Below are 24,233 nucleotides of genomic sequence, written 5' to 3' on the forward strand. Positions count from 1 at the left end.
TCTTGAGCTTGAAGCGCACGCGAAGTCAAGGGCGTGGGCGCGGGCGTCCGGGTCGCGGGGGACGCGTCTTGTCCGGTTCCACGCCCGCGCCTATCGTGACCGGCGGGAAGTCCGGTGTGGGGTGGGATGAGGTGGTGGTTGTGGTGACTGTCAGGGGCACGGTCGTCTCGTTCGACCGGATCAAGGGCTACGGTTTCGTGGCCGTCGACACCGGCGGTGACGACGTGTTCATGCACGTGAACGATCTTCTGGACGACAAGAACCTGCTCGGTCCGGGCAGCACCGTGGAATTCCTGGTCGAGGAGGGCGATCGCGGCCCGAAGGCGTCGGCGGTGCGCGTCCTGAAACCGGCACCTGGCCTGGAGCCGGTGTTCGCGCACCGCCGCGGGGCGGACCCGGACGGCGACGACATGTGCGACGTCCTCTCCGCTGCGGAATTCGAGCACGAGGTCACCGAGGTCCTCCTGTGCGCCGAGCCCACGCTGACCGGGGCGCAGATCCTGGACCTGCGCAAGCGGATCAGGACCCTCGCCCAGAACCACGGCTGGGTCGATCGCTAGGGGGTGGACTCACCCGAGAACGCGGCGGCCATCCGCAGCCAGGTGTCCGCCTCGTCCTTGCGTCCCTGGCGCTGCAACGTGCGGCCCAGCATCAGGTGGGCGTAGTGCTCCACCGGGTTGCGTTCGACGATGTCGCGCAACTGCTCCTCGGCCCGCCGCAGTTGGGCGGAGTGGTAGTAGGCGCGGGCCAGCAGCAGCCGGGGACCCGTCTGCTCCGGGACCTCCTCGACGACGGCGGCGAGCAGCTTCGCGGCGCCGATGTAGTCCTTGGCCTCGAACAGCAGCCGGGCCCGCTCCCAGCGTTCGGCGGTGGTCTCCTCGTGCGGGACCCCGGCGCCCTCGTCGAAAAGGTGCAGAGCGCTCGCCCATCGGTCGGGCGCGACTCCGCCGGTCGCCGGGTATCCGTTGAAGTTGCCGGTCATCGTTCCTCCGTTTCCGCTGCCGGGAACGCCCCTCCGGCCAGCCGTATTCCGGGACGGCGATCGGGGTGGGGCGGCACAATGACGCCGGAGAACCGCACATGAGAAGGGCGAACACGTGAGCGAGGGTCACTCCCCCAGGATCGGACCGGCGCGGCTGGACACCTCCGTGGCGCACAACGCACGGGTGTGGAACTACTGGATCGGCGGCAAGGACAACTACGAGGTCGACCAGCAGGTCGGCGAGCAGGTCGCCGGGATGTTCCCGGTGATCCGGGAGGTGGCCCGGGCGGACCGGGAGTTCCTGGGCCGGGCGGTGCGGTATCTGGCCGGCGAGCGGGGCGTCCGGCAGTTCCTCGACATCGGCACGGGCCTGCCGACGGCCGACAACACCCACGAGATCGCCCAGCGGATCGCCCCCGGCTCCCGGATCGTGTACGTCGACAACGACCCGATCGTCCTCGCGCACGCCCGCTCGCTGCTCACCAGCTCCCCGGAGGGCGCCACGGACTACGTCGACGCCGACGTGCACGACCCGGACGCCATCGTGGAAAGCGCCTCAGGCACCCTGGACCTGACCCGGCCGGTCGCGGTGATGATGCTGGGCGTCCTCAACTTCGTGCTGGACAGCGGCGAGGCCGCGGACATCGTGCGGCGGCTGATGGCGGCGGTGCCCTCCGGCAGCCACCTGGTGCTGACCCACCCGACGTACGACGGCGACGTGGGCGGCGAGGGCAACGCAGCCGCCATGGAGTTCTGGAACGCCCACGCCACCCCGCCGATCACCGCACGCGGCCGGACCGAGATCGCCGCCTTCCTCGACGGCCTTGAGCCCGTGGAGCCCGGCCTGGTGCCCTGCTCCCAGTGGCGTGCCGACACGGCCGCCGCGGCGCCGGTGCCGCAGTTCGGCGCGGTGGCCGTCAAGCCTTGAGAGCCGTGGTGCACCGTCGGGTGCACCACGAACGGCCGAGGGCCGGCTCCGGATGTCTCCGAAGCCGGCCCTGATCACGACTCTCACAAGTCGGGACGACAGGATTTGAACCTGCGACCCCTTGACCCCCAGTCAAGTGCGCTACCAAGCTGCGCCACGTCCCGGTGCGCTCGCACACGGGGAGCCGTGTGATCGCGCGGACAGCACTTTACCGTACGCCCGGAGGGGTGGCCGAAGGGGGCGCCCGGGCCGGGGGAGAATCGTGCGTATGGGCGACAGGCGGGACCGGGACAGTGAGGGGCGGGCGCGCAACGCGCGGCCGCGGGACGGGCTGGGGCGTCCTCTGCCGTACGGGGCGGAGGGGGTGGCACGGCAGCCGGAGGGCGTCGTGCGGACCCCGGAGGAGACCGTCCGTGAGGCGCAGGCACTGCTGGCGGCCGGAAGGCCGTTCCACGCGCACGAGGTGTTCGAGGACGCGTGGAAGTCCGGGCCGGAGGGTGAGCGCACGCTCTGGCGGGGGCTGGCGCAGCTCGCCGTGGGGCTGACGCACGCCGCCCGGGGGAACGCGACCGGTGGGGCGCGGCTGCTCAGGCGTGGCGCGGGCGCCGTCGAGGAGTGGGCTGACGGCGGGCAGCAGCGGCCCTACGGGATCGATCTCGCCGGGGTCGTCGCCTGGGCGCGGGAGCTGGCCGAGGCCGTGGAGCGGGGTGGCGGGCCGGTCGACGCTCGGGCGCGGGCGCCCCGGCTGCGGGCGTCGTAGCGGGGTGGGTCCCGCCCCGAGGCGGTTCACCCACTGTCAGTGGCATACGGCAGACTCGGGGCCGTGCGAAAGATTCATGTCATCGGTATCGGCGCGGGCGACCCCGACCAGCTGACCCTGCAGGCGGTCAAGGCGCTGCGGAGCACCGACGTGTTCTTCATCCTCGAGAAGGGTGAGGCGAAGTCGGACCTGACCCGGCTGCGCCGGGACATGCTGGACGCGCACGTACCGGATGGGGCCTACCGGTTGGTGGAGGCCCGTGATCCGGAGCGGGACCGGAGTGCGGGTGGTACGGCGTACTCGCCGGCCGTGGAGGACTGGCGCAGCGCCCGGGCCGACATCTACGAGCGGCTGATCGCCGAGGAGCTGGGCGAGGAGGAGACGGGCGCGTTCCTGGTGTGGGGCGATCCGGCGCTGTACGACAGCACGCTCGGGATTCTCGAGGAGGTGCTGGAGCGGGGCGCCGTGGCGTTCGCGTACGACGTCGTGCCCGGTGTCAGCAGCGTCTCGGCGCTCGTCGCCCGGCACCGTACAGGGCTCAACCGGGTCGCCCGGCCGGTGCAGATCACCACCGGGCGGCGGCTCGCGGAGGGCTTCCCGGAGGGCGTGGACGACGTGGTGGTGATGCTGGACGCCCGTCAGACCTTCCGGCAGTACGCCGGCGACGACATCCACATCTACTGGGGGGCCTACATAGGCACCCCGGACGAGATCCTCGTCTCCGGCCCGATCGCCGAGGCCGCCCCGCGTATCGAGCGGCTGCGGGCGGAGGCCCGGGAGCGCAAGGGCTGGATCATGGACACGTATCTGCTGCGCCGGAACCCGAAGGACACGTGAGGCCTCGCAAACGGGATGCCTGAGAGGAGGGGCGTCCTTCATACTCCCGGCATGTCTCCCGTGCCCGTCCGCTTCCACGACACCGGTCTCACGGCCTGCCGGTTCCGGTCCTCGATGCTGGTCCGCTGCCCGCGCTGTGCGCGGATCGCCCACGCGGAGGAGCGGGCGGATCCGGCCGAGGGTGGGCGGCACCGTCTCGTCTGCCGGTCCTGCGGGCTGTCCCGGAACTCGTGGCTGGTCGACGGGCGCTGGCCGGCTCTGTGGTTGCGGACCACCACCCGGCACGGCGAGATCTGGGCGTACAACCTCGAACACCTCGACCTGCTCCGGCGGTTCGTGGCGGCCTCGCTGCGGGAGCGGGCCCCTTGGTACGAACACGGGCGGAAGATGACGTACGTGGCCCGGCTGCCCGCGTGGATCAAGAGCGCCAAGAACCGTGACGAGGTGCTGCGCGCGATCGACCGGCTGCGGGAGTCGGTCACGGCCGGTTGAGGCCGGTGCGGGCCGGCCCCTCCAGCCGGCTCAGCCGTTCCACTACGGCCGCCACGTCGGGCAGCGCGGTCACTCCCTCCGGGAGAGGGGGGCGTCGTACGACGACCACGGGCAGCGCCAGTTCGCGGGCCGCCGTCAGTTTGGCGGCCGTCGCCTCTCCCCCGCTGTCCTTGGTCACCAGGACGTCGATGCGGCGGCCGCGCAACAGCCGGAGTTCGTCGGCGACGGTGAAGGGGCCGCGTGCCAGGAGCACTTCGAGGTCCGTCGGCATCGGTGGCTCGGGGGGCTCCACGGACCGTGCGACGAAGTGCAGGTCCTCGAGATGGGCGAAGGCCCCGAGGCCCAGGCGGCCGGTGGTGAGGAACACCCGGCGGCCGAGGGCGGGCAGCGCATCGGCCGCCGCGCCGAGTGAGGGCACCGGGTGCCAGCGGTCGCCTTCGACGGGCAGCCAGCCCGGGCGGCGCAGGACCAGGAGCGGGACCGAGGCGGACGTCGCGGCCCGCGCCGCGTTGGCGGTGATCCGGGCGGCGAAGGGATGGGTGGCGTCGACGACGGCGTCCACGTGGTGTTCGCGCAGCCAGTCCGCGAGCCCGTCCGCCCCGCCGAACCCGCCGATCCGGACCTCCCCCTGCGGTGCGCCGGGCCGGGTCACCCGTCCGGCCAGCGAGGTGGTGACCCGGAGAGCACCGCGCGCCGTGAGCTCGGCGGCCAGTCGGCGGGCCTCGGTCGTGCCGCCGAGGATCAGGATGTGCGGGGCCGTGGCGTGCGCAGACATGGCGTCAGGGTACGGGGCGGCTATCGTCCAGGCATGGAGTCCGTACGTGGTGTGCTGATCGACATCGACGGGGTGCTCACCGTGTCGTGGGAGCCGCTGCCGGGTGCGGTGGAGGCGCTGCGGGAGATCCGGGAGGCCGGGCTCGCCGTGGCGCTGGTGACCAACACGACGTCCCGCACCCGGGCGTCGATCGCGCGGACGCTGTCGGAAGCCGGTTTCCCCGTCACCGGCGAGGACGTCCTGACCGCGCCCGCGGTGACCGCCGTCCATCTCGCCGAGCGCTTCCCCGGCGCCCGCTGCGCGCTCCTCAACAGCGGGGACATCGAGGAGGACCTGGTCGGCGTCACACTCGTCGACGAGGGCGCCGTCCCCGACGTGGTGGTCGTCGGGGGCGCCGGTCCCGAGTTCGGCTACGCGCAGCTCAACCGGGCCTTCGGGCACCTCCAGCGCGGGGCGCGGCTGGTCGCCATGCACCGCAACCTGTACTGGCGGACGGACTCCGGTCTGCAACTGGACGCGGGCGCGTTCCTGGCCGGGCTGGAGAAGGCCGCGCGGGTCGAGGCGGAGGTCACCGGCAAGCCGTCGCCGGCCTTCTTCGAGGCCGCGTTGTCCCGGCTGGGGGTGGGCGCGGGCCAGGCGCTGATGGTGGGCGACGACATCGAGTCGGACGTGCTCGCGGCGCAGCGAGCGGGGATCACCGGCGTGCTGGTGAGAACCGGGAAGTACCTGCCCGAGACGCAGGAGGGGGCGAGCGGCACCCCTGACCACGTCCTGGACTCCTTCGCGGACCTCCCGGGGCTGCTCGGGCTGCGCGAGGGATCAGCGCAATAGGGATCAGCGCAGTAGCAGCTGCACCCCGCCCACGACGGTCGCCGCGATCACCAGTTGCTCGAACAACCGCTGGTTGATCCTGTTCACCGCCCATTTGCCGATGAACGCGCCCGGCACGACGAACACCGCGAGCGCCGCGTCGAGCAGCAGCGAACGGCCGTCGATCAGGCCGAGGCCGACACTGAAGGGCACCTTGGAGACGTTGACGATCAGGAAGAAGAAGGCCGAGGTCCCGAGGAAGCCCAGCTTCCTGAAGCCCGCGGACAGCAGGTAGAGGGACATCACCGGGCCGCCTGCGTTGGCGACCATCGTGGTGAAACCGCCGAGCACGCCGTACGAGCGGGCTTTGATCCGGCCCGCCCGGCTGCCCACGGAGTCCGGCTCCTCCTCCTCGGAGCGGCGCCGCCGCCAGAGCGTGACGGCGGCCATCAGCAGCAGGATCGCGCCGATCGAGGTCCGTACGACGCCGTCGTCCGCCCACATCAGGAACAGGGTGCCGACGATCACTCCGGCCGCCACCGCGGGGAACAGCCGCCACAGCGTGGGCCAGTGGGCGTGCCGCCGGTAGGTGAGGACGGCCAGCACGTCGCCCGCGATGAGCACCGGCAGCAGCACCCCGGTGGAGGCCCGGGCGGGCAGCACCGCGGCGAAGACGGCGAGGCTGACCGTGTTGGCCCCGCTGACGGCGGTCTTGGAGAAGCCGACGAGCAGCGCCGCGCAGGCCAGCGCGGTGAATCCCCACCCGGATATGTGCCAGAGCGTCATCGTGTTCATGCCGGGCCGATGCTATGCGCACGCATGTGATGCCGTAAGCACCGTCTCGCCAGTCGGCCCCGGCCCGCCCGCGGGTCCTGCCGTCGCTAGGGGGTGTCTTGTGGATCAGGCCGGTTGAGACCGACGGCGCCTTCCAGCCGACCCGAGCGGGGGCGATGGGGGTGCCCCCGCGCGAGTCTGTTCGAGCGTGGGGGAGCGTGCAGCTGCAAGGCGGAGGAGGGAGTCGACGCGATGGGGGTCCCCCCGCGCGAGCTCGTTCGAGCGTGGGGGAGTCGAGGACCGACGACAACGCCGGTGGGGGCCCCTCCCGGCAGACCCCATGAATCACTGCTGAGGTGCCCATAAGGGTGGACCACACCCGGTTTTCGTCCCGTGCCCCCCGAGGAAAGGACACCGCACGCCTACTCGTCGCGCAGCTCCTCGATCACCGCCGCGAAGTCCTCCATGTACGGCTCCAGGACGGTCAGATACGAGAACCCGTACCGCTCCCGCTGCGCCCGCACCCGCGCCACGATCTCCTTCAGGGAGCCGACCAGCACGATCGGCAGGGCCAGCGCCTGCTCCGCGGTCAGCTGGGGCCGGCGTTCGAGCAGTGGCCCGAGCACGGCCTCGGGGTCGTCGGTGACGGCCACCATCTGGACGAGCAGATTCAGTTCGGCGGGCTCCGCACGGCCCGCCGCCAGCCCCTGGTAACGGGCCACGCGCTCGTCGAGTTCCTCCGGTGTGAGCGGCGCGATCTTGCCGGTCGCGCTCCCGGCCACCACCCGGCCGGCCGTGAACGCGGCGATGTCGGCCCGCTCGGCGGTCAGCCGCAGCACCCGGTCGCCGTTTCCCCCGACCAGCAGCGGTACCCGCGGTTGCGCCGGCCGGGGCTGGTGATCGGCCGAGCCGAGCAGCCGCCGCACCTCCGCCACCGTGTGCTCGAGATGGTCCACCCGTTCGCGCGGCGAACCGTAGGGCAGCCCGGCCGTGTCGTGCTCCGCCTGGACATAGCCCGTGCCGAGGCCGAGTTCCAGGCGGCCGCCCGTCAGCGCGTCCGTGGTGGCCACCTCGCGGGCCAGCAGCGCCGGATTCCAGAAGCCGGCGTTGAGCACGAAGGTGCCCAGCCGCGGCCGCTCGGTGGCCCCGGCGGCCGCGACGAGCGCCGGGAACGGCGCCACCCAGCCGAGGTGATCGGGCACCAGGATCACGTCGTATCCGAGTTCCTCGGCGCGGCGGCACTTGGCGCGCCACTCCCCGGCCGACGCGGAGGTGAGCAGATTGACCCCGAAACGGAACGGACGCGGCATGAACTCTCCTCCAGCGAAGGGCGATGCGAGTCTTCGCTGCGATCCCATCACTCGTGCGCGATGGCCGCCAGCACATTCATGCGGGATGCACGCAACGCCGGCAGCAGGGCCGCCACCACGCCCACCACCGCCGAGCCGATCACGACCGCGACGACGGTTCCCCAGGGAATCGCGAGCGCCGTCATGCCCTGCAGGGCCAGCACCTGCTGTGTGCACACTCCCCACACCAGGCCCAGGCCGAGCCCCAGCACCGCGCCGAACACCGCGATCACCACCGACTCCAGCCTGATCATCCGGCGCAGCTGCCGCCGGGCCAGCCCGATCGCGCGCAGCAGACCGATCTCCCGGGTGCGCTCCACGACCGACAGGGCGAGGGTGTTGACCACGCCGAGCACGGCGATGACGATCGCCAGCCCGAGCAGCGCGTACACGAGGTAGAGCAGCACCGCGATCTGGTCGTGGACCAGCTTCTTGTAGTCGGCCTGGTCGCGGACCTGCACCTGCGGATACGGCTCGAGCGTCTTCTCCAGGCGCGAGCGCAGCCGGTCGGCGCTCGTCCCGGGGTCCTTGGCGACGTAGAGCGCCGCGTCCTGGCCGTCCGGCAGGTACTTCTCCGCCGTGGCGATGCCGAAGGACAGCCCGCCCTGCATACGGAATCCCGACCCGCCCTGGTCGGTGAGGGCGCCCACGGTCATGTCGGCGGTTCGGCCGCCCGGGAACTCCACCGTGACGGCGCCGCCCAGGCGTACACGGTGGTCCTCGGCGAAGTTCACGTCCATGCCGAGATGCCCGGCGGCCAGCGCCGCCGCGCTGTCGCCGCCCTTGTACGTGACGTGGGCGACCTCGTCCACCTGCGGGTCGTACCCCGAGGCGGTCGTCTCCACCCGCTTGCCGTCCGGCAGCCGCACCGCCACCGGCACGAACCGCTGCCGTACCACGAGACGCACGCCGTCGGTGGCGCGCACCCGGTCGGTGATCTCCTTGGTGAAGGGCAGGAAGTTGCTGTTCTGGACGGTGAAGTCGGCGCCGAGCGTCTTGTCGATCCGCTGGTCGAACGACCGCGACATGGAGGCACTGGCCACCGACATCCCGCCGACCAGGGCCAGGCCCACCATGAGCGCGGCGGCGGTGGCGCCGGTGCGGCGCGGGTTGCGCAGGGCGTTGCGCTGGCTCATCCGGCCTACCGAGCCGAACAGCGCGGGGAACGCGCCGCCCAGGACTTGGATCACCGGCCGGACCAGCAGCGGGCCGGCGATCACGGTGGCGACGAGGGTCAGCACGACTCCGAGGCCCAGCAGGGAGGCCGCCGAAGCGGTCCTGGACGCCACCGCGCAGCCCGCCAGCGCGGCCACACCGGCCGCCCCGACGACACCACCGACGATCGCGCGGGTCTTCAGCGGCCGTCCCACCCCGGCGATCTCCGCGTCCGCCAGCGCCGCCATCGGCGAGACGGCTGCCGCGCGCCGGGCGGGCAGATAGGCCGCGACGAAGGTGACGCCGACACCGACGGCGTACGCCGAGACGGGCGTCGGCCACCCGATGACCATCTCGGTCGCCTTGAGGTTCATGCCGAACGCGCTCATCAGGCGGATCAGCCCGAACGCGAGCCCGATCCCGGCCGCCAGGCCCAGAGTCGAGCCGACCAGGCCGAGCAGCACCGCCTCCGTGAGCACCGACCGCCGCACCTGCCGCCGGTCGGCACCCAGCGCCCGCAGCAGGCCGAGCTCACGGGTGCGCTGCGCGATCAGCATGGAGAAGGTGTTCACGATCAGGAAGACACCGACCAGCACGGCGATCCCGGCGAAGCCGAGCATCACGTACTTGATCACGTCGAGGAAGCCGCCGAGGTCGGCGGCGGCCGACTTGGCCTGTTCGTCCGCGGTCTTCAGATCGTAGGCGCCGGTGTCGACCACCCGGCCCACCCGGCCCTTGAGCTCGTCGTCGCCGACGCCCCGCGCGGCGTCCACGGAGATGCTGGTGGCCCGGCCGGCGGAGCCCAGCAGCTCACGGGCGGCGACCGCGGGGTCGAGGTAGACCAGGGCCGCGCCCGGGTTGGTGGTGGTGAAGGTGGCGATGCCGACGACCTTCACCCGGAAGGTGCCGGGCGCCGCCTGCACGGTCAGTGTGTCGCCGATCCGTACGTGCTTCTTGTCGGCGGTGTCCGCGTCCAGGAGTGCCTCGTCCGCACCGTGCGGGGCGTGCCCGGACGTCAGCTTCACCGGGCTGCGGTGGGTGAGGTACCAGTCGGTGGCGATGGTCGGGGCGCCGGTGGTCGGGCCCACGGACTTGTTCCTGCTGTCCACCACCACGATGTTCTGCACGGACACGTCCGCGTGGGTGGCGGCGACCCCGTCGACCTTCGCGACCTTCTCCGCGAGCGCGGCGGGCACGGTCTGGACCGCTCCGGTGGGGACGGACGACTTCAGGTCCTGCTTCGGCTCCACCGTCACGTCGGCGGAGGTGGAGGCGAAGAGCCGGTCGAAGGTGCGGGTGACCGTGTCGGAGAAGATCAGACTGCCCGCGACGAACGCCACGGACAGCACGACGGCCAGCGCGGACAGCAGCAGGCGCCCCTTGTGGGCGAGGAAGCTGCGCAGTGTCGCCTTGAGCACCGGGTCAGTCCTCCTCGGCGGCGCTGTCGCGGTCGGACGCGCCGTGCGTGGCCTCGGCGCCGGTCGTCCGGTGGCCCGCACCGGAGAAGAGGCGCATCCGGTCCAGCACCGCCTCCGCCGTGGGCCGCTCCATCTCGTCCACGATGCGCCCGTCGGCGAGGTAGAGCACCAGGTCGGAGTGGGCGGCGGCGCCCGGGTCATGGGTCACCATGACCACGGTCTGCCCGAGGTCGTCGACGGCGTCACGCAGAAACCCGAGGACCTCGAGCCCGGCCCGCGAGTCGAGATTCCCGGTCGGCTCGTCGGCGAAGATCAGCTCGGGCCGTGAGGCCAGCGCCCGGGCACAGGCCACGCGCTGCTGCTGCCCGCCGGACAGCTGCGCGGGCCGGTGCTTCAGCCGGCCCCGCAGCCCCAGTGTGTCGATGACCTGGTCCAGCCACTTCTCGTCGGGCTTCTTGCCCGCGATGTCCATGGGCAGGGTGATGTTCTCCGCCGCGTTCAGCGTCGGGATGAGGTTGAACGACTGGAACATGAAGCCGATACGGTCCCGTCGCAGCCGGGTCAGCTCACGCTCCCTCAACCCGGTGATCTCGGTGTCGCCGAGCCACACCTGACCGGCCGAGACGGTGTCGAGTCCCGCCAGGCAGTGCATCAGGGTGGACTTCCCGGAGCCCGAGGGGCCCATGACCGCGGTGAACCGGCCGCGCGCTATGTCCACGTCCACCGAGTCCAGCGCGAGCACCGCGGTCTCGCCCGAGCCGTACGCCTTGGTCAGTCCCCGGGCGCGGGCCGCTGTCCCGTCGCCGGGCGCCCGGCCGGGCGCGTGCTCCGCAGCAGGTGTGGACAAGGCCGCCTCCTCGCTCGCCGGGATCTCGTGCATTCCTCGTGCCGCCCGAGCGTAAGGTGACGGGGCCCACGGCTGGAATCCCCCGTGGGGCAGAGGGCGTCTCAGTCTCAGGTCGCAGCCCTGATACCGGTGTAAGGGGCATCCTCCACCCGGGGGAGGAGAACCGCCCCGCCGCGGGACCGCGGCCGCCGTCAGCCCCGGCTCACCGCTCCCCGGGCCGCCAGGCCGTGCCGAGCACGCAGTACGACGTGGGCAGCCGCGGTCCCTTCTCCGGGAGCAGCACCGTACGGTACGGGCCCAGCTCGAACCCGGCCTCCCGCAGCGCGGCGACCGGCTCGCGGGCCAGATGGCAGCCGCCGTTCAGCACCGGCCACACGGTCCCGTCCAGTGCGCGCTGGGTGAGGGTCATGGCCCGGCCGCCGCCCCTGCCGTGCTCGAAGAAACGCACCTCTCCGCCGGGCCGCAGCACCCGCCGCGCCTCTCCCAGTGCGCGCGGCACGTCCCGGACGCTGCACAGCACCAGCGACAGCACCACCGCGTCGAAGGCCTCGCTCTTCACCGGCAGCGCCTCCGCCGCGCCCGGCACCACGTCCACCGGTACCTCCGCGCGCAGCGCCGCCCGCACCGCCAACCGCCTGAGCACGCGCTCCGGTTCGATCGCGACGACCTCCGCGACCGCGCCCGGGTAGTGCGCGAAGTTGAGACCGTTGCCCGCGCCGATCTCGAGCACCCGCCCGGACAGCCCGGCGAGCAGCCTGTCCCGCATCCCGGCCATCCCGAGCCGGGCCTCGGCGCCCGTACTGATCCGGGCGTAATAGCGGGCGAACAGGGGGTGGTGGACGGCATCCCGTGCCACCTTGCCGGAGCCGGCGGAGCGCAGCCGCATGACGACCTCCCGGACAGGACGGGCCTATGGGGATTGTCCCCCGTACGGGCCCGTCGCACCCCTGGGGAGGCGGGTCGCCGCACCCGGGGAGGCGGATCAGGGCGCGTTGCGCACCCGGAACGCCTCCGCGTCCCACGTGCCGGCCAGCCGCGGCGCGAGCCAGCCCGGCGCCACCGCGCGGAACTGCGCGGGCGGCAGTGCCCCGGCCCCGGCGGGCAGCGCACCCAGCAACGGAGCGCCCGCCACCTCCGGCAGGTCCGCCAGGTTGCAACGGCACGCCAGGTCCGGTGACCGCGGCCAGCTGCCGATCACGACGCCCAGCAACTCCAGCTCCCGGGAGCGCAGCTCGCGCGCCGTCAGCTCGGTCGTGTTCAGCGTGCCCAGCCCGGCCGAGGCGACGACCAGCACCGGCGCGTTGAGCAGCCGGGCCGCGTCCGCGAGCGTGCCGCCGGCCGCGTCGAACCGGACGAGCAGCCCGCCCGCCCCCTCGACCAGCACCAGATCGTGTTCCGCGGCCAGTTTGGCGGCGGCCTCGGCCACCTCGTGCGGATGCACCGGCGCCATGCCCGCCCGCCGCGCCGCCGTCCCCGGCGCCAACGGCTCCGGGTAGCGGGCCAGTTCGGCCGTGGCGACGGCTCCCGCGAGCCGAGCGACCTCGTCGGCGTCCCCGCGCTCGTCGGGCCGTACACCCGTCTGCGCGGCCTTCAGCACGGCCACCGACCGCCCGGCCGCCACCGCGGCCGTCGCCACGGCGGCGGTCGTGACCGTCTTGCCGACCTCCGTGCCCGTTCCCGTGATCACCAGTACCGGCATGTCATCCCTCCTGTGCCGCCGCGCACACCGCGCGGGCGATCCGCGCCACGTCCGCGTCGCCGGTGACGTACGGCGGCATCGTGTAGACCAGATCGCGGAACGGCCGCAGCCAGACACCCTCGCGCACGGCGGCGCGGGTGGCCGCCGCGATGTCGACCTCGTGGTCGAGCTGCACCACCCCGATCGCGCCCAGCACCCGTACGTCCTTCACCCCGGGCAGCCGCGCGACCGGGGCGAGCCCCTCGCGCAGGCCCCCCTCGATCCGCTTGACCTCCGCGAGCCAGTCCTGCCCGAGCAGCAGTTCGAGGGAGGCGCAGGCGACGGCCGCCGCCAGCGGATTGCCCATGAACGTCGGCCCGTGGGCCAGCACCGGCACCTCGCCCCGCGAGATCCCGTCCGCCACGCGCGCGGTGCACAGCGTCGCCGCCATCGTCAGGTAGCCGCCCGTCAGTGCCTTGCCCACGCACATCACATCGGGGGTCACGGCCGCGTGGTCGGCCGCGAACAGCGCACCGGTGCGCCCGAAACCCGTCGCGATCTCGTCGAACACCAGCAGCACGTCGTGCGCGTCGCACGCCTCACGCAGCGTGCGCAGATACGCGGGGGAGTGGAACCGCATCCCGCCCGCGCCCTGCACCACCGGCTCCACGATCACGGCGGCCACCTCATGGGCGTGCCGCTCGATCAGGTCGTGCAGACGGCGGGCGTAGGCGTCCTCGTACTCCACCGGCGGCGCGTCCGCGAAGACCTGACGCGGCAGCACCCCGCTCCACAGCTCGTGCATCCCGCCGTCGGGGTCGCACACGGCCATGGGCTGCCAGGTGTCGCCGTGGTAGCCGCCCCGCCAGGTGAGCAGCCGCCGCTTCTCCGGGCGTCCGAGCGAACGCCAGTACTGCAGGCACATCTTGACCGCGACCTCGACCGACACCGAACCGGAGTCGGCCAGGAAGACATGCTCCAGCCCCTCCGGCGACATGTCGACAAGGAGCTTCGCGAGGTGGACGGCGGGCTCGTGGGTGAGCCCGCCGAACATCACATGGCTCATCCGCCCCAGCTGCTCGCGCGCCGCCTCGTTCAGGACCGGGTGGTTGTAGCCGTGGATCGCCGACCACCACGAGGACATGCCGTCGACCAGTTCGCCCGAGCCGTCGGCGAGCCGGAGCCGCACCCCGCTCGCCGACTCCACGACGAGCGGCTCGGCCCGCCCGGGCATCGGGCCGTACGGATGCCACACGTGCCGCCGGTCCAGCTCCAGCAGCTCCGGCACGCTCCGGCCGGGCAGGTCAGGCATTGGGCGCGAGGTCCGTTCCGGCACCCCGGCGGCGGACGGCGACGAGGTCGGTACGGGGCTCGCCCGCCACCGTGGCCGTCGCGGCGGTGCCGCAGACCCCACCGCCCGCGTGGGAGCCGCAGCCTCCGTCCGCCGCGTGCGACCCGCACCCCGCCTCGCCATGGGATCCGCAGCCGCCCCCGGACGCCGCCCGGTGCTCCGGCAGCGTCACCTGGTCGGCGCCCTCCACCTCGAACCCGGCGTCCGCGATCATCTCGAGGTCGGCCTTGCCCGCCTGGCCCTCGCTGGTCAGGTAGTCACCGAGGAAGATGGAGTTGGCCAGGTGCAGGGCGAGCGGCTGCAGGGTGCGCAGATGCACCTCACGGCCGCCCGCGATGCGCACCTCGACGTCCGGGCACACGAACCGGACCATCGCCAGGATCCGCAGGCAGCGCTGCGGGGTGAGGTGCCACTCCTTGGCGAGAGGGGTGCCCTCCATCGGGATGAGGAAGTTCACCGGAACCGAGTCGGGGTCGAGCTCGCGCAGCGAGAAGACGACGTCGACCAGGTCCTCGTCGCTCTCACCCATGCCCGCGATCAGACCGGAGCAGGCGGACAGTCCGGCCGCGTGCGCCTTCTGCACCGTGTCCACCCGGTCGGCGTACGTGTGCGTGGTCGTGATGTCCGCGTACGTCCCCTCGGAGGTGTTGAGGTTGTGGTTGTACGCGTCCGCGCCCGCCTCGCGCAGCCGCTCGGCCTGGCCGTCGGAGAGCAGGCCGAGGCAGGCGCACACCTCGACGTCCTCGTTCCGCTCCTTGATCGTCCTGATCGTCTCGGAGACCCGGTCCACGTCCCGGTCCGTCGGACCGCGCCCACTGGCCACCAGGCAGACCCGTTTGGCACCTCCGGCCAGGCCCGCGGCAGCCGCCGCGGAGGCCTCGTCGGGCTTGAGCCAGGTGTACTTCAGGATGTCGGCCTTGGAGCCGAGCCGCTGGGAGCAGTAGGAGCAGTCCTCCGGACACAAGCCGGACTTGAGGTTGACCAGGTAGTTGAGTTTCACGCGCCGGCCGAACCAGTGCCGGCGCACCTTGCCGGCCGCGGCCACCACATCGAGCACGTCGTCGTCGGAGGTGGCCAGTACGGCGAGTGCTTCCTCGCGGGTCGGCAGCTCGCGCCGAAGCCCCTTGTCCACCAGCGTGTTCAGCAGGTCCATGAGGTCCGATCCTGTCCTACGTGACCGCCCCGGGCCAAGGAGAGTTTGCACAACGGAGACTGGTTGCCTGTGTGGGTATTGCCACACGGTGGGCGGTTGGTCGTCCGGCTAGTGTCTGTCCACTGCCTACAAAATCCCCGGAGGAGCCATGGCGTTCGGCTGGATCGACGACCAGGCGGAATCCCGCCGCCGCGCCGGACTGGTCCGGACCCTCAGGCCCCGGGCCGCCGACTCGCCGCTCCTCGACCTCGCGAGCAACGACTACCTCGGTCTGGCCCGCCACCCCGAGGTCACCGAGGGCGCCGCAGCGGCGGCCCGGACCTGGGGCGGCGGCTCCACCGGGTCCCGGCTGGTGACCGGCACCACGGAACTGCACACCGAGCTGGAGCGCGAGCTGGCCGCCTTCTGCGGTTTCGAGGCGGCCCTGGTCTTCTCCTCGGGATACGCCGCCAACCTCGCGGCGGTCACCACGCTCGGGCCGCACGGCTCCCTCGTCGTCTCCGACGCGGGCAACCACGCCTCCCTCATCGACGGATGCCGGCTGGCCAGGGGCACCACGCAGGTCGTCGGGCACGCCGATCCCGAGGCGGTGGGCAAGGCACTGGCCACGCACGAGGGGCCCGCGGTCGTCGTCTCCGACACGGTGTTCTCCGTCGACGGGGACGCGGCCCCGCTGTCCGCGCTCGCCGGGACCTGCCGGGCGTACGGCGCCGGGCTGGTCGTCGACGACGCACACGGCCTGGGTGTGCTGGGCGACGGCGGCCGGGGAGCACCGTACGGAGCCGGACTCGCCGGCGCGGACGACGTCGTCGTCACCGTCACCCTGTCGAAGTCGCTGGGCAGTCAGGGCGGTGCGGTGCTGGGACCGGCACGGGTCATCGACCACCTGGTCAACGCGGCCCGGAGCTTCATCTTCGACACGGGCCTCGCACCCGCTGCGGCCGGAGCGGCGCTCGCGGCCCTCAGGCTGCTGCGCCGCGAGCCGGAACGGGCGGCGCGCTCCCGCGCGGTGGCCGCCGAACTGCACGCACGCCTGACCACCGCGGGGCTGGAAGCGGTGCGTCCGGACGCCGCGGTGGTCTCCGTACGTGCCCCGTCCCCGGAGGAGGCGGTGCGCTGGGCGGCCGCATGCCGGGCGGCGGGCCTGGCCGTGGGCTGCTTCCGTCCTCCTTCCGTGCCCGACGGCATCTCACGGCTCAGGCTGACCGCGCGGGCGGACCTCTCCGGGGCCGAGATCGAACGCGCTGTACGAGTGATCGGCGAGACGCGACCATGAGTCGGCGTGACACGGCCGTGCATCGCCTGGACGGAAACTGACCGGAAGCGGTCAGCAGGTCACCGGAGCGCGGCGACGAACTCCGCCCAGCTCCCGGGGGAGAAGAGCAGCGCGGGTCCGGCCGGGTCCTTGGAGTCGCGCACGGCGAGCAGCCCGGTCCAGGGACCGGAGTGCGGGCGGGCCGTCTCCACGCAGTTGTTCGCTCCGGTGCTGTAGCTGCTGCGCAGCCACCGCACACCGTGCAGATCGGTACTGGAGGGTACGTTCCGAGGCAGTGCAGACATGGTGCCTCCTTACGCGCCGCCTATCCCGGCGATGTAATCCAGCGAGTCCTCGGGTGAAAGGGCGTGGATCTGAAGGGTGTTGAAGGCCTCCGAGTAGGCCCGGAGGTCTTCTTTCCGCTCGAGGTAGAGGCTACTCGTCAAATGGTCGAGAACAACCACGTCCAGATCGGAAGTGCTCGGAAATGAGAAGATAACGAAAGGGCCGGTGATACCGATATGCGCCCCGGCGGAGAAGGGCAGCACCTGGAGGCGCACTTGCGGCAGACGCGCCGCCTCCAGGAGCCGCTGAAGCTGCCGGGCCATCACCTCCGGCCCGCCGACCTCCCGCCGCAGCACCGCCTCGTCCAGAACGGCGCTCAGCACCAGCGGCGGATCCGACCGCAGCACGTCCTGCCTGGCCAGCCGGACCTTCACCAGAGCGTCCAGCCGCTCCTCGGCGTCGTCGGGGGCGTCGGGACCGACCGTGCCGTCGGGGCCGCCAGTGCCGTCGGGACCGTCGTGGCTTCTGCCGACGGCCGCCCCGGTGACCGCGCGGGCGTACTCCGGCGTCTGCAGCAGCCCCGGGACCACCGATGTCTCCAGGGTGCGCATCTCGCTCGCCTGCGACTCCAGGCTGATGAAGTCACGGTAGGCGGGCGGCAGCACCCCGCGGTAGGCGTGCCACCAGTGGTGCCGGCCGCCGACGTCGTCCGACCCGGCCAGCACCAGCAGCAGCTCGCGCTGCTGGCGGTCGGTCACACCGTAGGCGTCCAAAAGTAACCGGACATCGGCCGATTTCACCCCACTGGCGCCGGTCTCGATCCGGCTGACCTTGGACTGGTGCCAGCCCACCAGACGGGCGGCCTCACCACTGGTGAGGCCCGCGCCGGTGCGCAGCTCGCGCAGTTCGGCGCCCAGCTTCCGGCGGCGCACCGCGGGACCGTTCTGCATGGGCCACTCCTTACTCGCCATTACTCCGCGCGCGCCGCCCGAATACGGTCTGCCGTCGTAGAGTTCACCGCTTTGAGCGACAGATATATGCATATCCTGGTGGTTCTCACCCGTGACCGGCGCGCTGATGGCAGTCTGGCGACGAAGCACCAGTGCGGGACCGTACTCGAACCCATCCGCTCCGTGTCGGACTGCGGTCCCGTGGGAAAGGGACGACGTCGCCATGGCGGACCATCTGGAAGCATCCATCACTCTGCCGAGCGATCCAGCCTCGGTCTCCGCTGCCCGCAGCTATGTGGTGGGCATCCTGGCGGAATGGGGGCTCCAGCCGGACACCGGCGTCTGCGACACCGTCCGGCTCATCGTCTCCGAGCTCGCCACCAACGCCGTACAGCACACCTTCGGGCAGTCGCCCACCTTCACGGTGGCCCTCGCGCTCGACCGTGACGAGCAGTTGCGCGTCGGTGTCACCGACAGCCATCCCCGCTTCCCGAAGCGGCTGCCCGCCGCCGTGCAGCAGGACAACGGCCGCGGCATGGTCATCATCCGCTGGCTGACCGCCGAGTGCGGCGGCAGGCTCAGGGTGCGGCCCACCCGCGAGGGAGGCAAGACGGTGTTCGTCGAGCTGCCGTGGGCACTCCCGGCGAGGCCGGTCACGACAGCGGGGCAGCAGGAGCCCTAGAGGGGCCCGGCACGGGCCTGCAGGGGTCCGTATGGGCCCGCACGGCTCGCACGGTTCCGGGTGTGGCCCTGTGCCCGGGACCGTGCGGCGCGTGACTGCGGGTCAGCTGACCCGGCCGTACCAGACGCTCTTCGTCCAGATCTTCTGCAGCCTCACCACGTCCCCGGTCCTCGGGGCGTGCCAGATCTTCCCCTTCCCGGCGTAGATGCCGACGTGGTAGACGTTCGAGCCCGAATGGAAGAAGACCAGGTCTCCGGCCTTGCGGTTGCCGGCGGAGATGTGGTGGGTCTTGTTGTACTGCTGGGCTGCCGTCCGCGGCAGCTTCTTGCCCGCCTTCTTGAACGAGTACAGCGTGAGGCCGGAGCAGTCGAACCTGCCGGGACCGGTGGCTCCCCACTTGTACGGTGCGCCCTTCTTGGACGCCGCGACCTGGAGCGCCTTCGTCGCCGGAGTCGTGGCAGCGGCGTCTGTGGCGACACCGGGAACGACTATCGAGCCGCCGACGGCGGCGATGGCGAATGCCGAGGCCGTGCCGGCCCGGGCCATGAGCGACGGGACACGATTGAGCGCAGTCATGCGCAACCCTTCGTCAGCCGCCTGTGAAGGATGACCTGTCGGATTCGGGCTGGCGAAGTTGCCCGGCCGCGTTGCCGCGGCTTCACCCCAAGGGCTGCTCGGAGACGGACGGCTGTCCGCTCCGGCGACCCGTCTTGCCTGGGTCCTCCACTCCTGCCGATCCACTCCTGTCGACCGGTCATCCAGGCGGCGGCAGGACTCGGCGTCCGCCCGGATCGCCCCGCCGCTTTGGCGGGGTCTTGTCGTCAGTCAGGGATCTTCGCCCACACCTGTCCGAAAAACCCAACGGAACCGAGTATTTGTGGTGTTACTCACCACTCAGCCGTTCGGGTGGACGGGCTCGTGTTCGAGTCCCTGCCGGGACAGCGGCGCACCCTCCGACCAGGGTCGAAGCTCCTCCCGGCGCTCTTCGGCCGGGCGGTTCGCGCAACTTCGAGGGCCCTGGAAAAGGATGCGCTGCTAGTCCGAACGTGGGTACGTCCTTTGGACCGTTTCGACTCAGCCGTGAACGCGCAAGCTGTCAACCGGTGCCGTCCGGGGGCACGGTGACGCGCGCGGTGCGGCGCTCGCCGTCCAGCACCCTCAGCGCCCGCGCCAGGGTGGCCTCGTGCAGCTCCGTCTCGCCACGGCTGTGCATCAGCGCCAGGGCGTCGCGCAGTTCCACCGCCTTGCGCACCAGCGCCTGGGCGGCCCGCAGTCCGCTGTAGGTGTGGCCGTGCCGCGCCGGATTCACCCGGCCGAGCAGGTCGGCCGCCTCCAGGTAACGGTCGATCAACTCGCCCTCGGCCCGGGTCAGGGCCGGCAGTGGCGGAAGTTCCGGTGGCAGCATCGGCGGCTCACCCCGCGTCCGGGGTGGCGGTGCGCGAGGCCTTGCGGCTGGGCACGATCCGGTCCACCAGTCCGTACTCCAGAGCGCCCCGGGCGTCCAGCACCAGGTCCCGTTCGAGGTCGGCGCCGACCCGCTCGGGGTCGCGGCCGGTGTGCTGAACGAGCAGCTCCTCCAGCAGGCCGCGCATCCGGACCAATTCCTCCGCCTGGATGGCGAGATCGCTCGGCTGACCCCGCGTCGGCTCGGGCAGCGACGGCTGCTGGAGCACCACCCGCGCGCCCGGCAGCGCGAACCGCTTGCCCGGAGTACCGGCGGCCAGCAGCACCGCGGCGGACGAGCCCGCCTGCCCCAGGCAGACCGTCTCCACGTCGCAGGTGACGTACCGCATGGTGTCGTGAATCGCCGTCATCGCGCTGAACGAGCCGCCCGGGGAGTTGATGTACAGCGAGATGTCCCGGTCGGGCGCGTCGTACTCCAGGTACATGAACTGCGCCATGAGGTCGTTGGCCGAGACCTCGTCGATCGGTGCCCCCAGGAGCACGATCCGCTCCTGCAGCAGCTTGGAGTACGGATCGACGGTGCGGTAGCCGCTGCCGGTTCGCTCGGTGAACTCGGGCAGGACGTGACGGGCGGACGGTCGGGTCATGGTGTTCCCCTCCTCGGGCGGCGCTGTCTGTAAAAAATGTACAGGATGTACATGACGTTATGATGGGGGTATGGCCTACGAGATTCCGGTGACGCAAGCCAGGGCTGAACTCGCCGACCTGATCAACCGCGTGGTGTACGGCGGTGAGCGCGTCGTCGTGACCCGGCACGGCAAGCCCCTGGTCGCCCTCGTCTCCGCCGCCGACCTGGAACGACTCGACGCGCTCGACGAGGCGGAGGAGGAGCGGATGATCAGCTCCGTCTCGCACACCCACGACGCCACGTCCGCTCCTCGCGAACAGCAGCGCTTCGGCATCGCGGCGGAACACCGGCGGCCCGACCGCTCCTAGGGGCGCCTCGCAGGCCGGTGTGAGGGCCGGGACGGTCGCTGTCGCGCCGTATACGGTCCGGGCGCGGTCCGGTCTCCCTGCCGGCCGTGTGGCCCGTCCGCGGCCGGACGGGGGATCACGGAACGGTTAACGTGCCCGAAACCCGCTCGCACTAGCCTGCCGATCCACGCCAACAGGGACTTTGCCCCGTGGCCGCGGCAACCGGGCCCCGCACGGTCCGGAGCGAGGACTGTGAGGTGGGACGTGCAACTGACCCCGCACGAGCAAGAGAGGCTGCTGATCCACGTCGCGGCCGACGTCGCCGAGAAGCGCCGGGCCCGTGGGCTGAAGCTCAACCACCCCGAGGCGGTCGCGCTCATCACCTCGCACATCCTCGAAGGCGCGCGTGACGGCCGTACGGTCGCCGAACTCATGTCCTCCGGGCGCAAGCTGCTCACCCGGGACGACGTCATGGAGGGTGTCCCGGAGATGATCCACGACGTACAGGTCGAGGCCACCTTCCCGGACGGCACCAAGCTCGTCACCGTCCACGACCCCATCCTCTGAGGGGCCGGCCATGATTCCCGGAGAGATCCTTTTCGCGGACGGCCCCGTGGCCTTCAACGAGGGCCGCGACGTCACCCGTGTCACCGTCCTCAACGCCGCCGACCGGCCCGTCCAGGTCGGCTCCCACTATCACTTCGCCGAGGCCAACCCGGGCCTGGAGTTCGACCGCACCGCCGCGCGGGGCAAGCGCCTGAACGTCGCCGCGGGCACCGCCGTGCGCTTCGAGCCCGGGATCCCCGTCGACGTCGAACTCGTCCCGCTCGCCGGCGCCCGTGTCGTACCCGGCCTGCGCGGGGAGACCGGAGGTGCCCTCGATGCCTGAGATCTCCCGCGCCGCCTACGCGGACCTGTTCGGCCCGACCACCGGTGACCGGATCCGGCTCGCCGACACCGACCTGCTGATCGAGATCGAGGAGGATCGTTCCGGCGGCCCCGGACGCGCCGGTGACGAGGCGGTCTTCGGCGGCGGCAAGGTCATCCGCGAGTCCATGGGCCAGTCCCGCGCCACCCGCGCGGAAGGCACCCCCGACACCGTCGTCACCGGTGCCGTCATCGTCGACCACTGGGGGATCGTCAAGGCCGACGTCGGTATCCGCGACGGCCGGATCACCGGCATCGGCAAGGCCGGCAACCCCGACACCATGGACGGCGTCCACCCGGACCTGGTCATCGGTCCGGAGACCGAGGTGATCGCGGGCAACGGGCGGATCCTCACCGCCGGCGCCATCGACGCGCACGTCCACTTCATCTGCCCCCAGATCGCCGACGAGGCCCTTGCGGCCGGCATCACCACGCTGGTCGGCGGCGGCACCGGACCGGCCGAGGGCTCCAAGGCGACCACCGTCACGCCCGGCCCCTGGCACCTGGCCCGGATGCTGGAGGCGATGGAGCAGTACCCGCTCAACATCGGCTTCCTCGGCAAGGGCAACACCGTCTCGCACGAGGCGATGCTGTCCCAGATCCGCGGCGGCGCGCTGGGCCTGAAGCTGCACGAGGACTGGGGCTCCACCCCGGCCGTCATCGACGCCGCGCTGACCGTCGCCGACCGCACCGGCATCCAGGTCGCCATCCACACCGACACCCTCAACGAGGCCGGCTTCGTGGGCGACACGCTCGCCGCGATCGCCGGACGCGGCATCCACGCGTACCACACGGAGGGCGCGGGCGGCGGACACGCGCCGGACATCATGACCGTGGTCTCCGAGCCGCACGTGCTGCCCAGCTCCACCAACCCGACGCGGCCGTTCACCGTCAACACCGCCGAGGAACACCTCGACATGCTGATGGTGTGCCACCACCTCAACCCCGCCGTCCCCGAGGACCTCGCCTTCGCAGAGTCCCGGATCCGGCCGTCGACCATCGGCGCCGAGGACATACTGCACGACCTGGGCGCGATCTCGATCATCTCCTCGGACTCCCAGGCCATGGGGCGGGTGGGTGAGGTCGTGCTGCGCACCTGGCAGACCGCGCACGTGATGAAGCGCCGGCGGGGCGCGCTGCCCGGGGACGGGTTGGCCGACAACCTGCGGGTGCGCCGGTACGTCGCCAAGTACACGATCAACCCCGCGCTCGCCCAGGGCCTCGCCCGCGAGATCGGTTCCGTCGAGACCGGGAAGCTCGCCGACCTGGTGCTGTGGGAGCCCGCGTTCTTCGGGGTCAAGCCGCACCTCGTCCTCAAGGGCGGCCAGATCGCGTACGCGCAGATGGGCGACGCGAACGCGTCCATTCCCACGCCGCAGCCGATCCTCCCGCGGCCGATGTACGGGGCGATCGGCCGGGCGCCCGCCGCGAACTCGTTCAACTTCGTGGCACCACTGGCCATCGAGGACGGGCTGCCGGAACGACTGCAGCTGGGCAAACGCTTCGTCGGCATCGAGTCGACGCGCGGTGTGACGAAGGCGGACATGAGGGAGAACGACGCCCGGCCGCGTGTCCAGGTCGATCCCGACAGCTTCGCCGTGCACATCGACGGGGAACTGGTCGAGGCGGCTCCGGCGGCCGAACTGCCCATGGCCCAGCGTTACTTCCTCTTCTGATGTCCAGGGCAGCGCTTCTCGTCCTGGCCGACGGCCGGTTTCCCGCCGGTGGGCACGCGCACTCCGGCGGGGCCGAGGCGGCCGTCAAGGCCGGGCGGATCGACGGGGCCGCGAGCCTGGAGGACTTCTGCCGGGGGCGGTTGCACACCACCGGGCTGGTGGCGGGTGCGCTCGCCGCGGCCGCGGCGCTCGGTGTGGACCCGGCCGTGCTGGACGCCGCGGCGGACGCGCGGACGCCGTCGCCCGCGTTGCGGGGCGCCGGGCGGCGGCTGGGGCGGCAGCTGTTGCGGGCCGCTCGGGCGACCTGGCCGTGCGGTGAACTGGACGTGCTGGCAGGGGGGTTCCCCAAGGGGGCGCACCAGCCTGTGGTGCTGGGTGTCGTTGCCGGGGCGGCCGGGCTGGGGGAGTTGGACGCGGCGTACTGTGCGGCGTACGAGAGCGTGAGCGGGCCCGCTGCCGCGGTGGTGCGGTTGCTGAGCCTGGATCCGTTCGACGCGACGGCGGTACTGGCCCGGCTGGCGCCGGAGGTGGATCGTGTCGCGGACCGGGCGGTGGAGGCGGCTCGGCGAGTGGTCGAGGAGGGGGTCGACGTGCTGCCCGCGGCGTCGGCGCCGTTGTCGGAGGTGGGGGCGGAGTGGCATGCGGGGTGGTCCGTGCGGTTGTTCGCCTCGTAGGGGGTTCTCGCCCCCGCCGCCCCTACCCTTCCCGTCCCCAGGGGCTTCGCCCCTTCGACCCCGCCAGGGGGCTCCGCCCCCTGGGCCCCTCGCGGG

At 72.1% G+C, this 24,233-nt stretch carries 28 protein-coding genes, 1 tRNA gene and 1 riboswitch; of the genes, 13 read left to right on the forward strand and 16 right to left on the reverse strand.

The genetic code is table 11. From position 1 onward, the window contains the following. Positions 1 to 140: 140 nt before the first annotated feature. Complete coding sequence (locus ACFY0F_RS06780; protein WP_388789989.1) at positions 141 to 560, forward strand: cold shock domain-containing protein; 420 nt, start codon at positions 141 to 143, stop codon at positions 558 to 560. Here ACFY0F_RS06780 and ACFY0F_RS06785 read toward each other — a convergent pair. Further along, entirely contained in the window at positions 557 to 982 is a 426-nt protein-coding gene (locus ACFY0F_RS06785; RefSeq protein WP_388789992.1) for a tetratricopeptide repeat protein, read from the reverse strand. The two genes, ACFY0F_RS06780 and ACFY0F_RS06785, sit on opposite strands and share 4 nt — an antisense overlap. 115 nt (positions 983 to 1,097) lie before the next feature. Between ACFY0F_RS06785 and ACFY0F_RS06790 the strand changes: the two genes are divergently transcribed. Beyond that, positions 1,098 to 1,910 (forward strand): SAM-dependent methyltransferase, encoded by an 813-nt coding sequence (locus ACFY0F_RS06790; RefSeq protein ID WP_388789995.1) that lies wholly within the window; start codon positions 1,098 to 1,100, stop codon positions 1,908 to 1,910. Positions 1,911 to 2,000: 90 nt separating this feature from the next. Here ACFY0F_RS06790 and ACFY0F_RS06795 read toward each other — a convergent pair. Beyond that, positions 2,001 to 2,074 (reverse strand) — tRNA-Pro (locus ACFY0F_RS06795). Positions 2,075 to 2,178: 104 nt separating this feature from the next. On the opposite strand from ACFY0F_RS06795, the gene ACFY0F_RS06800 reads away from it, so the two are divergent. From ACFY0F_RS06800 to ACFY0F_RS06810, 3 genes are all read left to right on the forward strand, one after another. Next, positions 2,179 to 2,670, forward strand: coding sequence for a DUF309 domain-containing protein (locus tag ACFY0F_RS06800; protein WP_388789998.1), 492 nt, complete (start codon positions 2,179 to 2,181; stop codon positions 2,668 to 2,670). Positions 2,671 to 2,733: 63 nt separating this feature from the next. Then, complete coding sequence (gene cobF, locus ACFY0F_RS06805; protein WP_388790000.1) at positions 2,734 to 3,507, forward strand: precorrin-6A synthase (deacetylating); 774 nt, start codon at positions 2,734 to 2,736, stop codon at positions 3,505 to 3,507. Positions 3,508 to 3,558: 51 nt separating this feature from the next. Beyond that, the gene (locus ACFY0F_RS06810; protein WP_388790003.1) at positions 3,559 to 3,999 is read left to right on the forward strand and encodes a hypothetical protein; all 441 of its coding nucleotides are present in this window, start codon (positions 3,559 to 3,561) and stop codon (positions 3,997 to 3,999) included. Here the strand turns inward: ACFY0F_RS06810 and ACFY0F_RS06815 are convergent. Continuing rightward, positions 3,986 to 4,774, reverse strand: a complete 789-nt coding sequence (locus ACFY0F_RS06815; protein ID WP_388790006.1) for a cobalt-precorrin-6A reductase — start codon at positions 4,772 to 4,774, stop codon at positions 3,986 to 3,988. The two genes, ACFY0F_RS06810 and ACFY0F_RS06815, sit on opposite strands and share 14 nt — an antisense overlap. 33 nt (positions 4,775 to 4,807) lie before the next feature. Here ACFY0F_RS06815 and ACFY0F_RS06820 point away from each other — a divergent pair, with 33 nt between their 5' ends. Beyond that, positions 4,808 to 5,605 carry a TIGR01458 family HAD-type hydrolase gene (locus tag ACFY0F_RS06820; RefSeq protein ID WP_388790009.1) on the forward strand — a complete coding sequence of 266 codons (798 nt, stop codon included), beginning with the start codon at positions 4,808 to 4,810 and terminating at the stop codon, positions 5,603 to 5,605. Between the two features lie 3 nt (positions 5,606 to 5,608). Here the strand turns inward: ACFY0F_RS06820 and ACFY0F_RS06825 are convergent, their stop codons facing one another. The 8 genes from ACFY0F_RS06825 to bioB form a co-directional block, all read right to left on the reverse strand. Further along, entirely contained in the window at positions 5,609 to 6,379 is a 771-nt protein-coding gene (locus ACFY0F_RS06825) for a sulfite exporter TauE/SafE family protein (RefSeq protein ID WP_388790012.1), read from the reverse strand. A 401-nt stretch (positions 6,380 to 6,780) separates the two neighbouring features. Continuing rightward, positions 6,781 to 7,668 carry an LLM class F420-dependent oxidoreductase gene (locus ACFY0F_RS06830; RefSeq protein ID WP_388790015.1) on the reverse strand — a complete coding sequence of 296 codons (888 nt, stop codon included), beginning with the start codon at positions 7,666 to 7,668 and terminating at the stop codon, positions 6,781 to 6,783. 47 nt (positions 7,669 to 7,715) lie between these two features. Continuing rightward, complete coding sequence (locus tag ACFY0F_RS06835) at positions 7,716 to 10,280, reverse strand: ABC transporter permease (protein ID WP_388790018.1); 2,565 nt, start codon at positions 10,278 to 10,280, stop codon at positions 7,716 to 7,718. A 4-nt stretch (positions 10,281 to 10,284) separates the two neighbouring features. Continuing rightward, positions 10,285 to 11,127 carry an ABC transporter ATP-binding protein gene (locus tag ACFY0F_RS06840; protein ID WP_388790021.1) on the reverse strand — a complete coding sequence of 281 codons (843 nt, stop codon included), beginning with the start codon at positions 11,125 to 11,127 and terminating at the stop codon, positions 10,285 to 10,287. A 202-nt stretch (positions 11,128 to 11,329) separates the two neighbouring features. After that, the gene (locus tag ACFY0F_RS06845; protein WP_388790023.1) at positions 11,330 to 12,013 is read right to left on the reverse strand and encodes a class I SAM-dependent methyltransferase; all 684 of its coding nucleotides are present in this window, start codon (positions 12,011 to 12,013) and stop codon (positions 11,330 to 11,332) included. A gap of 96 nt (positions 12,014 to 12,109) precedes the next feature. Continuing rightward, entirely contained in the window at positions 12,110 to 12,826 is a 717-nt protein-coding gene (gene bioD, locus ACFY0F_RS06850) for a dethiobiotin synthase (protein ID WP_388790026.1), read from the reverse strand. Between the two features lies 1 nt (position 12,827). Then, on the reverse strand, positions 12,828 to 14,117 hold the full coding sequence (locus ACFY0F_RS06855; protein ID WP_388790030.1) for an adenosylmethionine--8-amino-7-oxononanoate transaminase: 1,290 nt from the start codon (positions 14,115 to 14,117) through the stop codon (positions 12,828 to 12,830). After that, positions 14,110 to 15,309: a biotin synthase BioB gene (gene bioB / locus ACFY0F_RS06860; protein ID WP_388790032.1), complete on the reverse strand. Its 1,200-nt coding sequence runs from the start codon at positions 15,307 to 15,309 to the stop codon at positions 14,110 to 14,112. Before bioB ends, ACFY0F_RS06855 begins: the two co-directional genes overlap by 8 nt. A gap of 148 nt (positions 15,310 to 15,457) precedes the next feature. On the opposite strand from bioB, the gene ACFY0F_RS06865 reads away from it, so the two are divergent. Next, positions 15,458 to 16,585, forward strand: coding sequence for an 8-amino-7-oxononanoate synthase (locus ACFY0F_RS06865; protein WP_388790035.1), 1,128 nt, complete (start codon positions 15,458 to 15,460; stop codon positions 16,583 to 16,585). Positions 16,586 to 16,644: 59 nt separating this feature from the next. Here ACFY0F_RS06865 and ACFY0F_RS06870 read toward each other — a convergent pair whose 3' ends face one another. Further along, on the reverse strand, positions 16,645 to 16,869 hold the full coding sequence (locus tag ACFY0F_RS06870) for a DUF397 domain-containing protein (protein ID WP_388790038.1): 225 nt from the start codon (positions 16,867 to 16,869) through the stop codon (positions 16,645 to 16,647). 9 nt (positions 16,870 to 16,878) lie between these two features. Continuing rightward, positions 16,879 to 17,799, reverse strand: a complete 921-nt coding sequence (locus tag ACFY0F_RS06875; protein ID WP_388790041.1) for a helix-turn-helix domain-containing protein — start codon at positions 17,797 to 17,799, stop codon at positions 16,879 to 16,881. Positions 17,800 to 18,022: 223 nt separating this feature from the next. On the opposite strand from ACFY0F_RS06875, the gene ACFY0F_RS06880 reads away from it, so the two are divergent. Next, positions 18,023 to 18,481 (forward strand): ATP-binding protein, encoded by a 459-nt coding sequence (locus ACFY0F_RS06880; protein ID WP_388790043.1) that lies wholly within the window; start codon positions 18,023 to 18,025, stop codon positions 18,479 to 18,481. Between the two features lie 102 nt (positions 18,482 to 18,583). On the opposite strand, the gene ACFY0F_RS06885 is transcribed toward ACFY0F_RS06880, so the two are convergent. The 3 genes from ACFY0F_RS06885 to ACFY0F_RS06895 form a co-directional block, all read right to left on the reverse strand. Continuing rightward, on the reverse strand, positions 18,584 to 19,057 hold the full coding sequence (locus ACFY0F_RS06885) for a C40 family peptidase (RefSeq protein ID WP_388790046.1): 474 nt from the start codon (positions 19,055 to 19,057) through the stop codon (positions 18,584 to 18,586). Positions 19,058 to 19,060: 3 nt separating this feature from the next. Beyond that, a riboswitch (cyclic di-AMP (ydaO/yuaA leader) is annotated at positions 19,061 to 19,272 on the reverse strand. 305 nt (positions 19,273 to 19,577) lie between these two features. After that, positions 19,578 to 19,886: a hypothetical protein gene (locus tag ACFY0F_RS06890; protein ID WP_388790048.1), complete on the reverse strand. Its 309-nt coding sequence runs from the start codon at positions 19,884 to 19,886 to the stop codon at positions 19,578 to 19,580. 7 nt (positions 19,887 to 19,893) lie between these two features. Next, the gene (locus tag ACFY0F_RS06895) at positions 19,894 to 20,532 is read right to left on the reverse strand and encodes an ATP-dependent Clp protease proteolytic subunit (protein ID WP_388790050.1); all 639 of its coding nucleotides are present in this window, start codon (positions 20,530 to 20,532) and stop codon (positions 19,894 to 19,896) included. 70 nt (positions 20,533 to 20,602) lie between these two features. On the opposite strand from ACFY0F_RS06895, the gene ACFY0F_RS06900 reads away from it, so the two are divergent. From ACFY0F_RS06900 to ACFY0F_RS06920, 5 genes are all read left to right on the forward strand, one after another. After that, a complete protein-coding gene (locus ACFY0F_RS06900; protein WP_388790052.1) occupies positions 20,603 to 20,881 on the forward strand; it encodes a type II toxin-antitoxin system Phd/YefM family antitoxin in 279 nt (92 codons plus the stop codon). A 243-nt stretch (positions 20,882 to 21,124) separates the two neighbouring features. Then, positions 21,125 to 21,427, forward strand: coding sequence for an urease subunit gamma (locus tag ACFY0F_RS06905; protein ID WP_388790055.1), 303 nt, complete (start codon positions 21,125 to 21,127; stop codon positions 21,425 to 21,427). A 10-nt stretch (positions 21,428 to 21,437) separates the two neighbouring features. Next, entirely contained in the window at positions 21,438 to 21,749 is a 312-nt protein-coding gene (locus ACFY0F_RS06910) for an urease subunit beta (protein ID WP_388790058.1), read from the forward strand. Further along, entirely contained in the window at positions 21,742 to 23,463 is a 1,722-nt protein-coding gene (locus tag ACFY0F_RS06915) for an urease subunit alpha (RefSeq protein WP_388790061.1), read from the forward strand. The genes ACFY0F_RS06910 and ACFY0F_RS06915 overlap by 8 nt, the downstream gene beginning before the upstream one ends. Further along, complete coding sequence (locus tag ACFY0F_RS06920) at positions 23,463 to 24,137, forward strand: urease accessory protein UreF (RefSeq protein ID WP_388790064.1); 675 nt, start codon at positions 23,463 to 23,465, stop codon at positions 24,135 to 24,137. The genes ACFY0F_RS06915 and ACFY0F_RS06920 overlap by 1 nt, the downstream gene beginning before the upstream one ends. Positions 24,138 to 24,233: the final 96 nt, after the last annotated feature.

The organism is Streptomyces sp. NPDC001544 (genome assembly GCF_042894285.1).
GTDB lineage: Bacteria > Actinomycetota > Actinomycetes > Streptomycetales > Streptomycetaceae > Streptomyces.

Bases quoted from the DNA above. Each gene is read 5' to 3' on its own strand.
- ACFY0F_RS06865 (WP_388790035.1), top strand. From the start codon at position 15,458: ATGGCGTTCGGCTGGATCGACGACCAGGCGGAATCCCGCCGCCGCGCC.
- ACFY0F_RS06830 (WP_388790015.1), bottom strand. From the start codon at position 7,668: ATGCCGCGTCCGTTCCGTTTCGGGGTCAATCTGCTCACCTCCGCGTCG.
- ACFY0F_RS06900 (WP_388790052.1), top strand. From the start codon at position 20,603: ATGGCCTACGAGATTCCGGTGACGCAAGCCAGGGCTGAACTCGCCGAC.
- ACFY0F_RS06895 (WP_388790050.1), bottom strand. From the start codon at position 20,532: ATGACCCGACCGTCCGCCCGTCACGTCCTGCCCGAGTTCACCGAGCGA.
- ACFY0F_RS06880 (WP_388790043.1), top strand. From the start codon at position 18,023: ATGGCGGACCATCTGGAAGCATCCATCACTCTGCCGAGCGATCCAGCC.
- ACFY0F_RS06890 (WP_388790048.1), bottom strand. From the start codon at position 19,886: ATGCTGCCACCGGAACTTCCGCCACTGCCGGCCCTGACCCGGGCCGAG.
- ACFY0F_RS06845 (WP_388790023.1), bottom strand. From the start codon at position 12,013: ATGCGGCTGCGCTCCGCCGGCTCCGGCAAGGTGGCACGGGATGCCGTC.
- ACFY0F_RS06915 (WP_388790061.1), top strand. From the start codon at position 21,742: ATGCCTGAGATCTCCCGCGCCGCCTACGCGGACCTGTTCGGCCCGACC.
- ACFY0F_RS06885 (WP_388790046.1), bottom strand. From the start codon at position 19,057: ATGACTGCGCTCAATCGTGTCCCGTCGCTCATGGCCCGGGCCGGCACG.
- ACFY0F_RS06825 (WP_388790012.1), bottom strand. From the start codon at position 6,379: ATGAACACGATGACGCTCTGGCACATATCCGGGTGGGGATTCACCGCG.
- ACFY0F_RS06820 (WP_388790009.1), top strand. From the start codon at position 4,808: ATGGAGTCCGTACGTGGTGTGCTGATCGACATCGACGGGGTGCTCACC.
- ACFY0F_RS06785 (WP_388789992.1), bottom strand. From the start codon at position 982: ATGACCGGCAACTTCAACGGATACCCGGCGACCGGCGGAGTCGCGCCC.
- ACFY0F_RS06875 (WP_388790041.1), bottom strand. From the start codon at position 17,799: ATGCAGAACGGTCCCGCGGTGCGCCGCCGGAAGCTGGGCGCCGAACTG.
- ACFY0F_RS06815 (WP_388790006.1), bottom strand. From the start codon at position 4,774: ATGTCTGCGCACGCCACGGCCCCGCACATCCTGATCCTCGGCGGCACG.
- ACFY0F_RS06855 (WP_388790030.1), bottom strand. From the start codon at position 14,117: ATGCCTGACCTGCCCGGCCGGAGCGTGCCGGAGCTGCTGGAGCTGGAC.
- ACFY0F_RS06910 (WP_388790058.1), top strand. From the start codon at position 21,438: ATGATTCCCGGAGAGATCCTTTTCGCGGACGGCCCCGTGGCCTTCAAC.
- ACFY0F_RS06870 (WP_388790038.1), bottom strand. From the start codon at position 16,869: ATGTCTGCACTGCCTCGGAACGTACCCTCCAGTACCGATCTGCACGGT.
- bioB (WP_388790032.1), bottom strand. From the start codon at position 15,309: ATGGACCTGCTGAACACGCTGGTGGACAAGGGGCTTCGGCGCGAGCTG.
- ACFY0F_RS06920 (WP_388790064.1), top strand. From the start codon at position 23,463: ATGTCCAGGGCAGCGCTTCTCGTCCTGGCCGACGGCCGGTTTCCCGCC.
- ACFY0F_RS06800 (WP_388789998.1), top strand. From the start codon at position 2,179: ATGGGCGACAGGCGGGACCGGGACAGTGAGGGGCGGGCGCGCAACGCG.
- ACFY0F_RS06810 (WP_388790003.1), top strand. From the start codon at position 3,559: ATGTCTCCCGTGCCCGTCCGCTTCCACGACACCGGTCTCACGGCCTGC.
- bioD (WP_388790026.1), bottom strand. From the start codon at position 12,826: ATGCCGGTACTGGTGATCACGGGAACGGGCACGGAGGTCGGCAAGACG.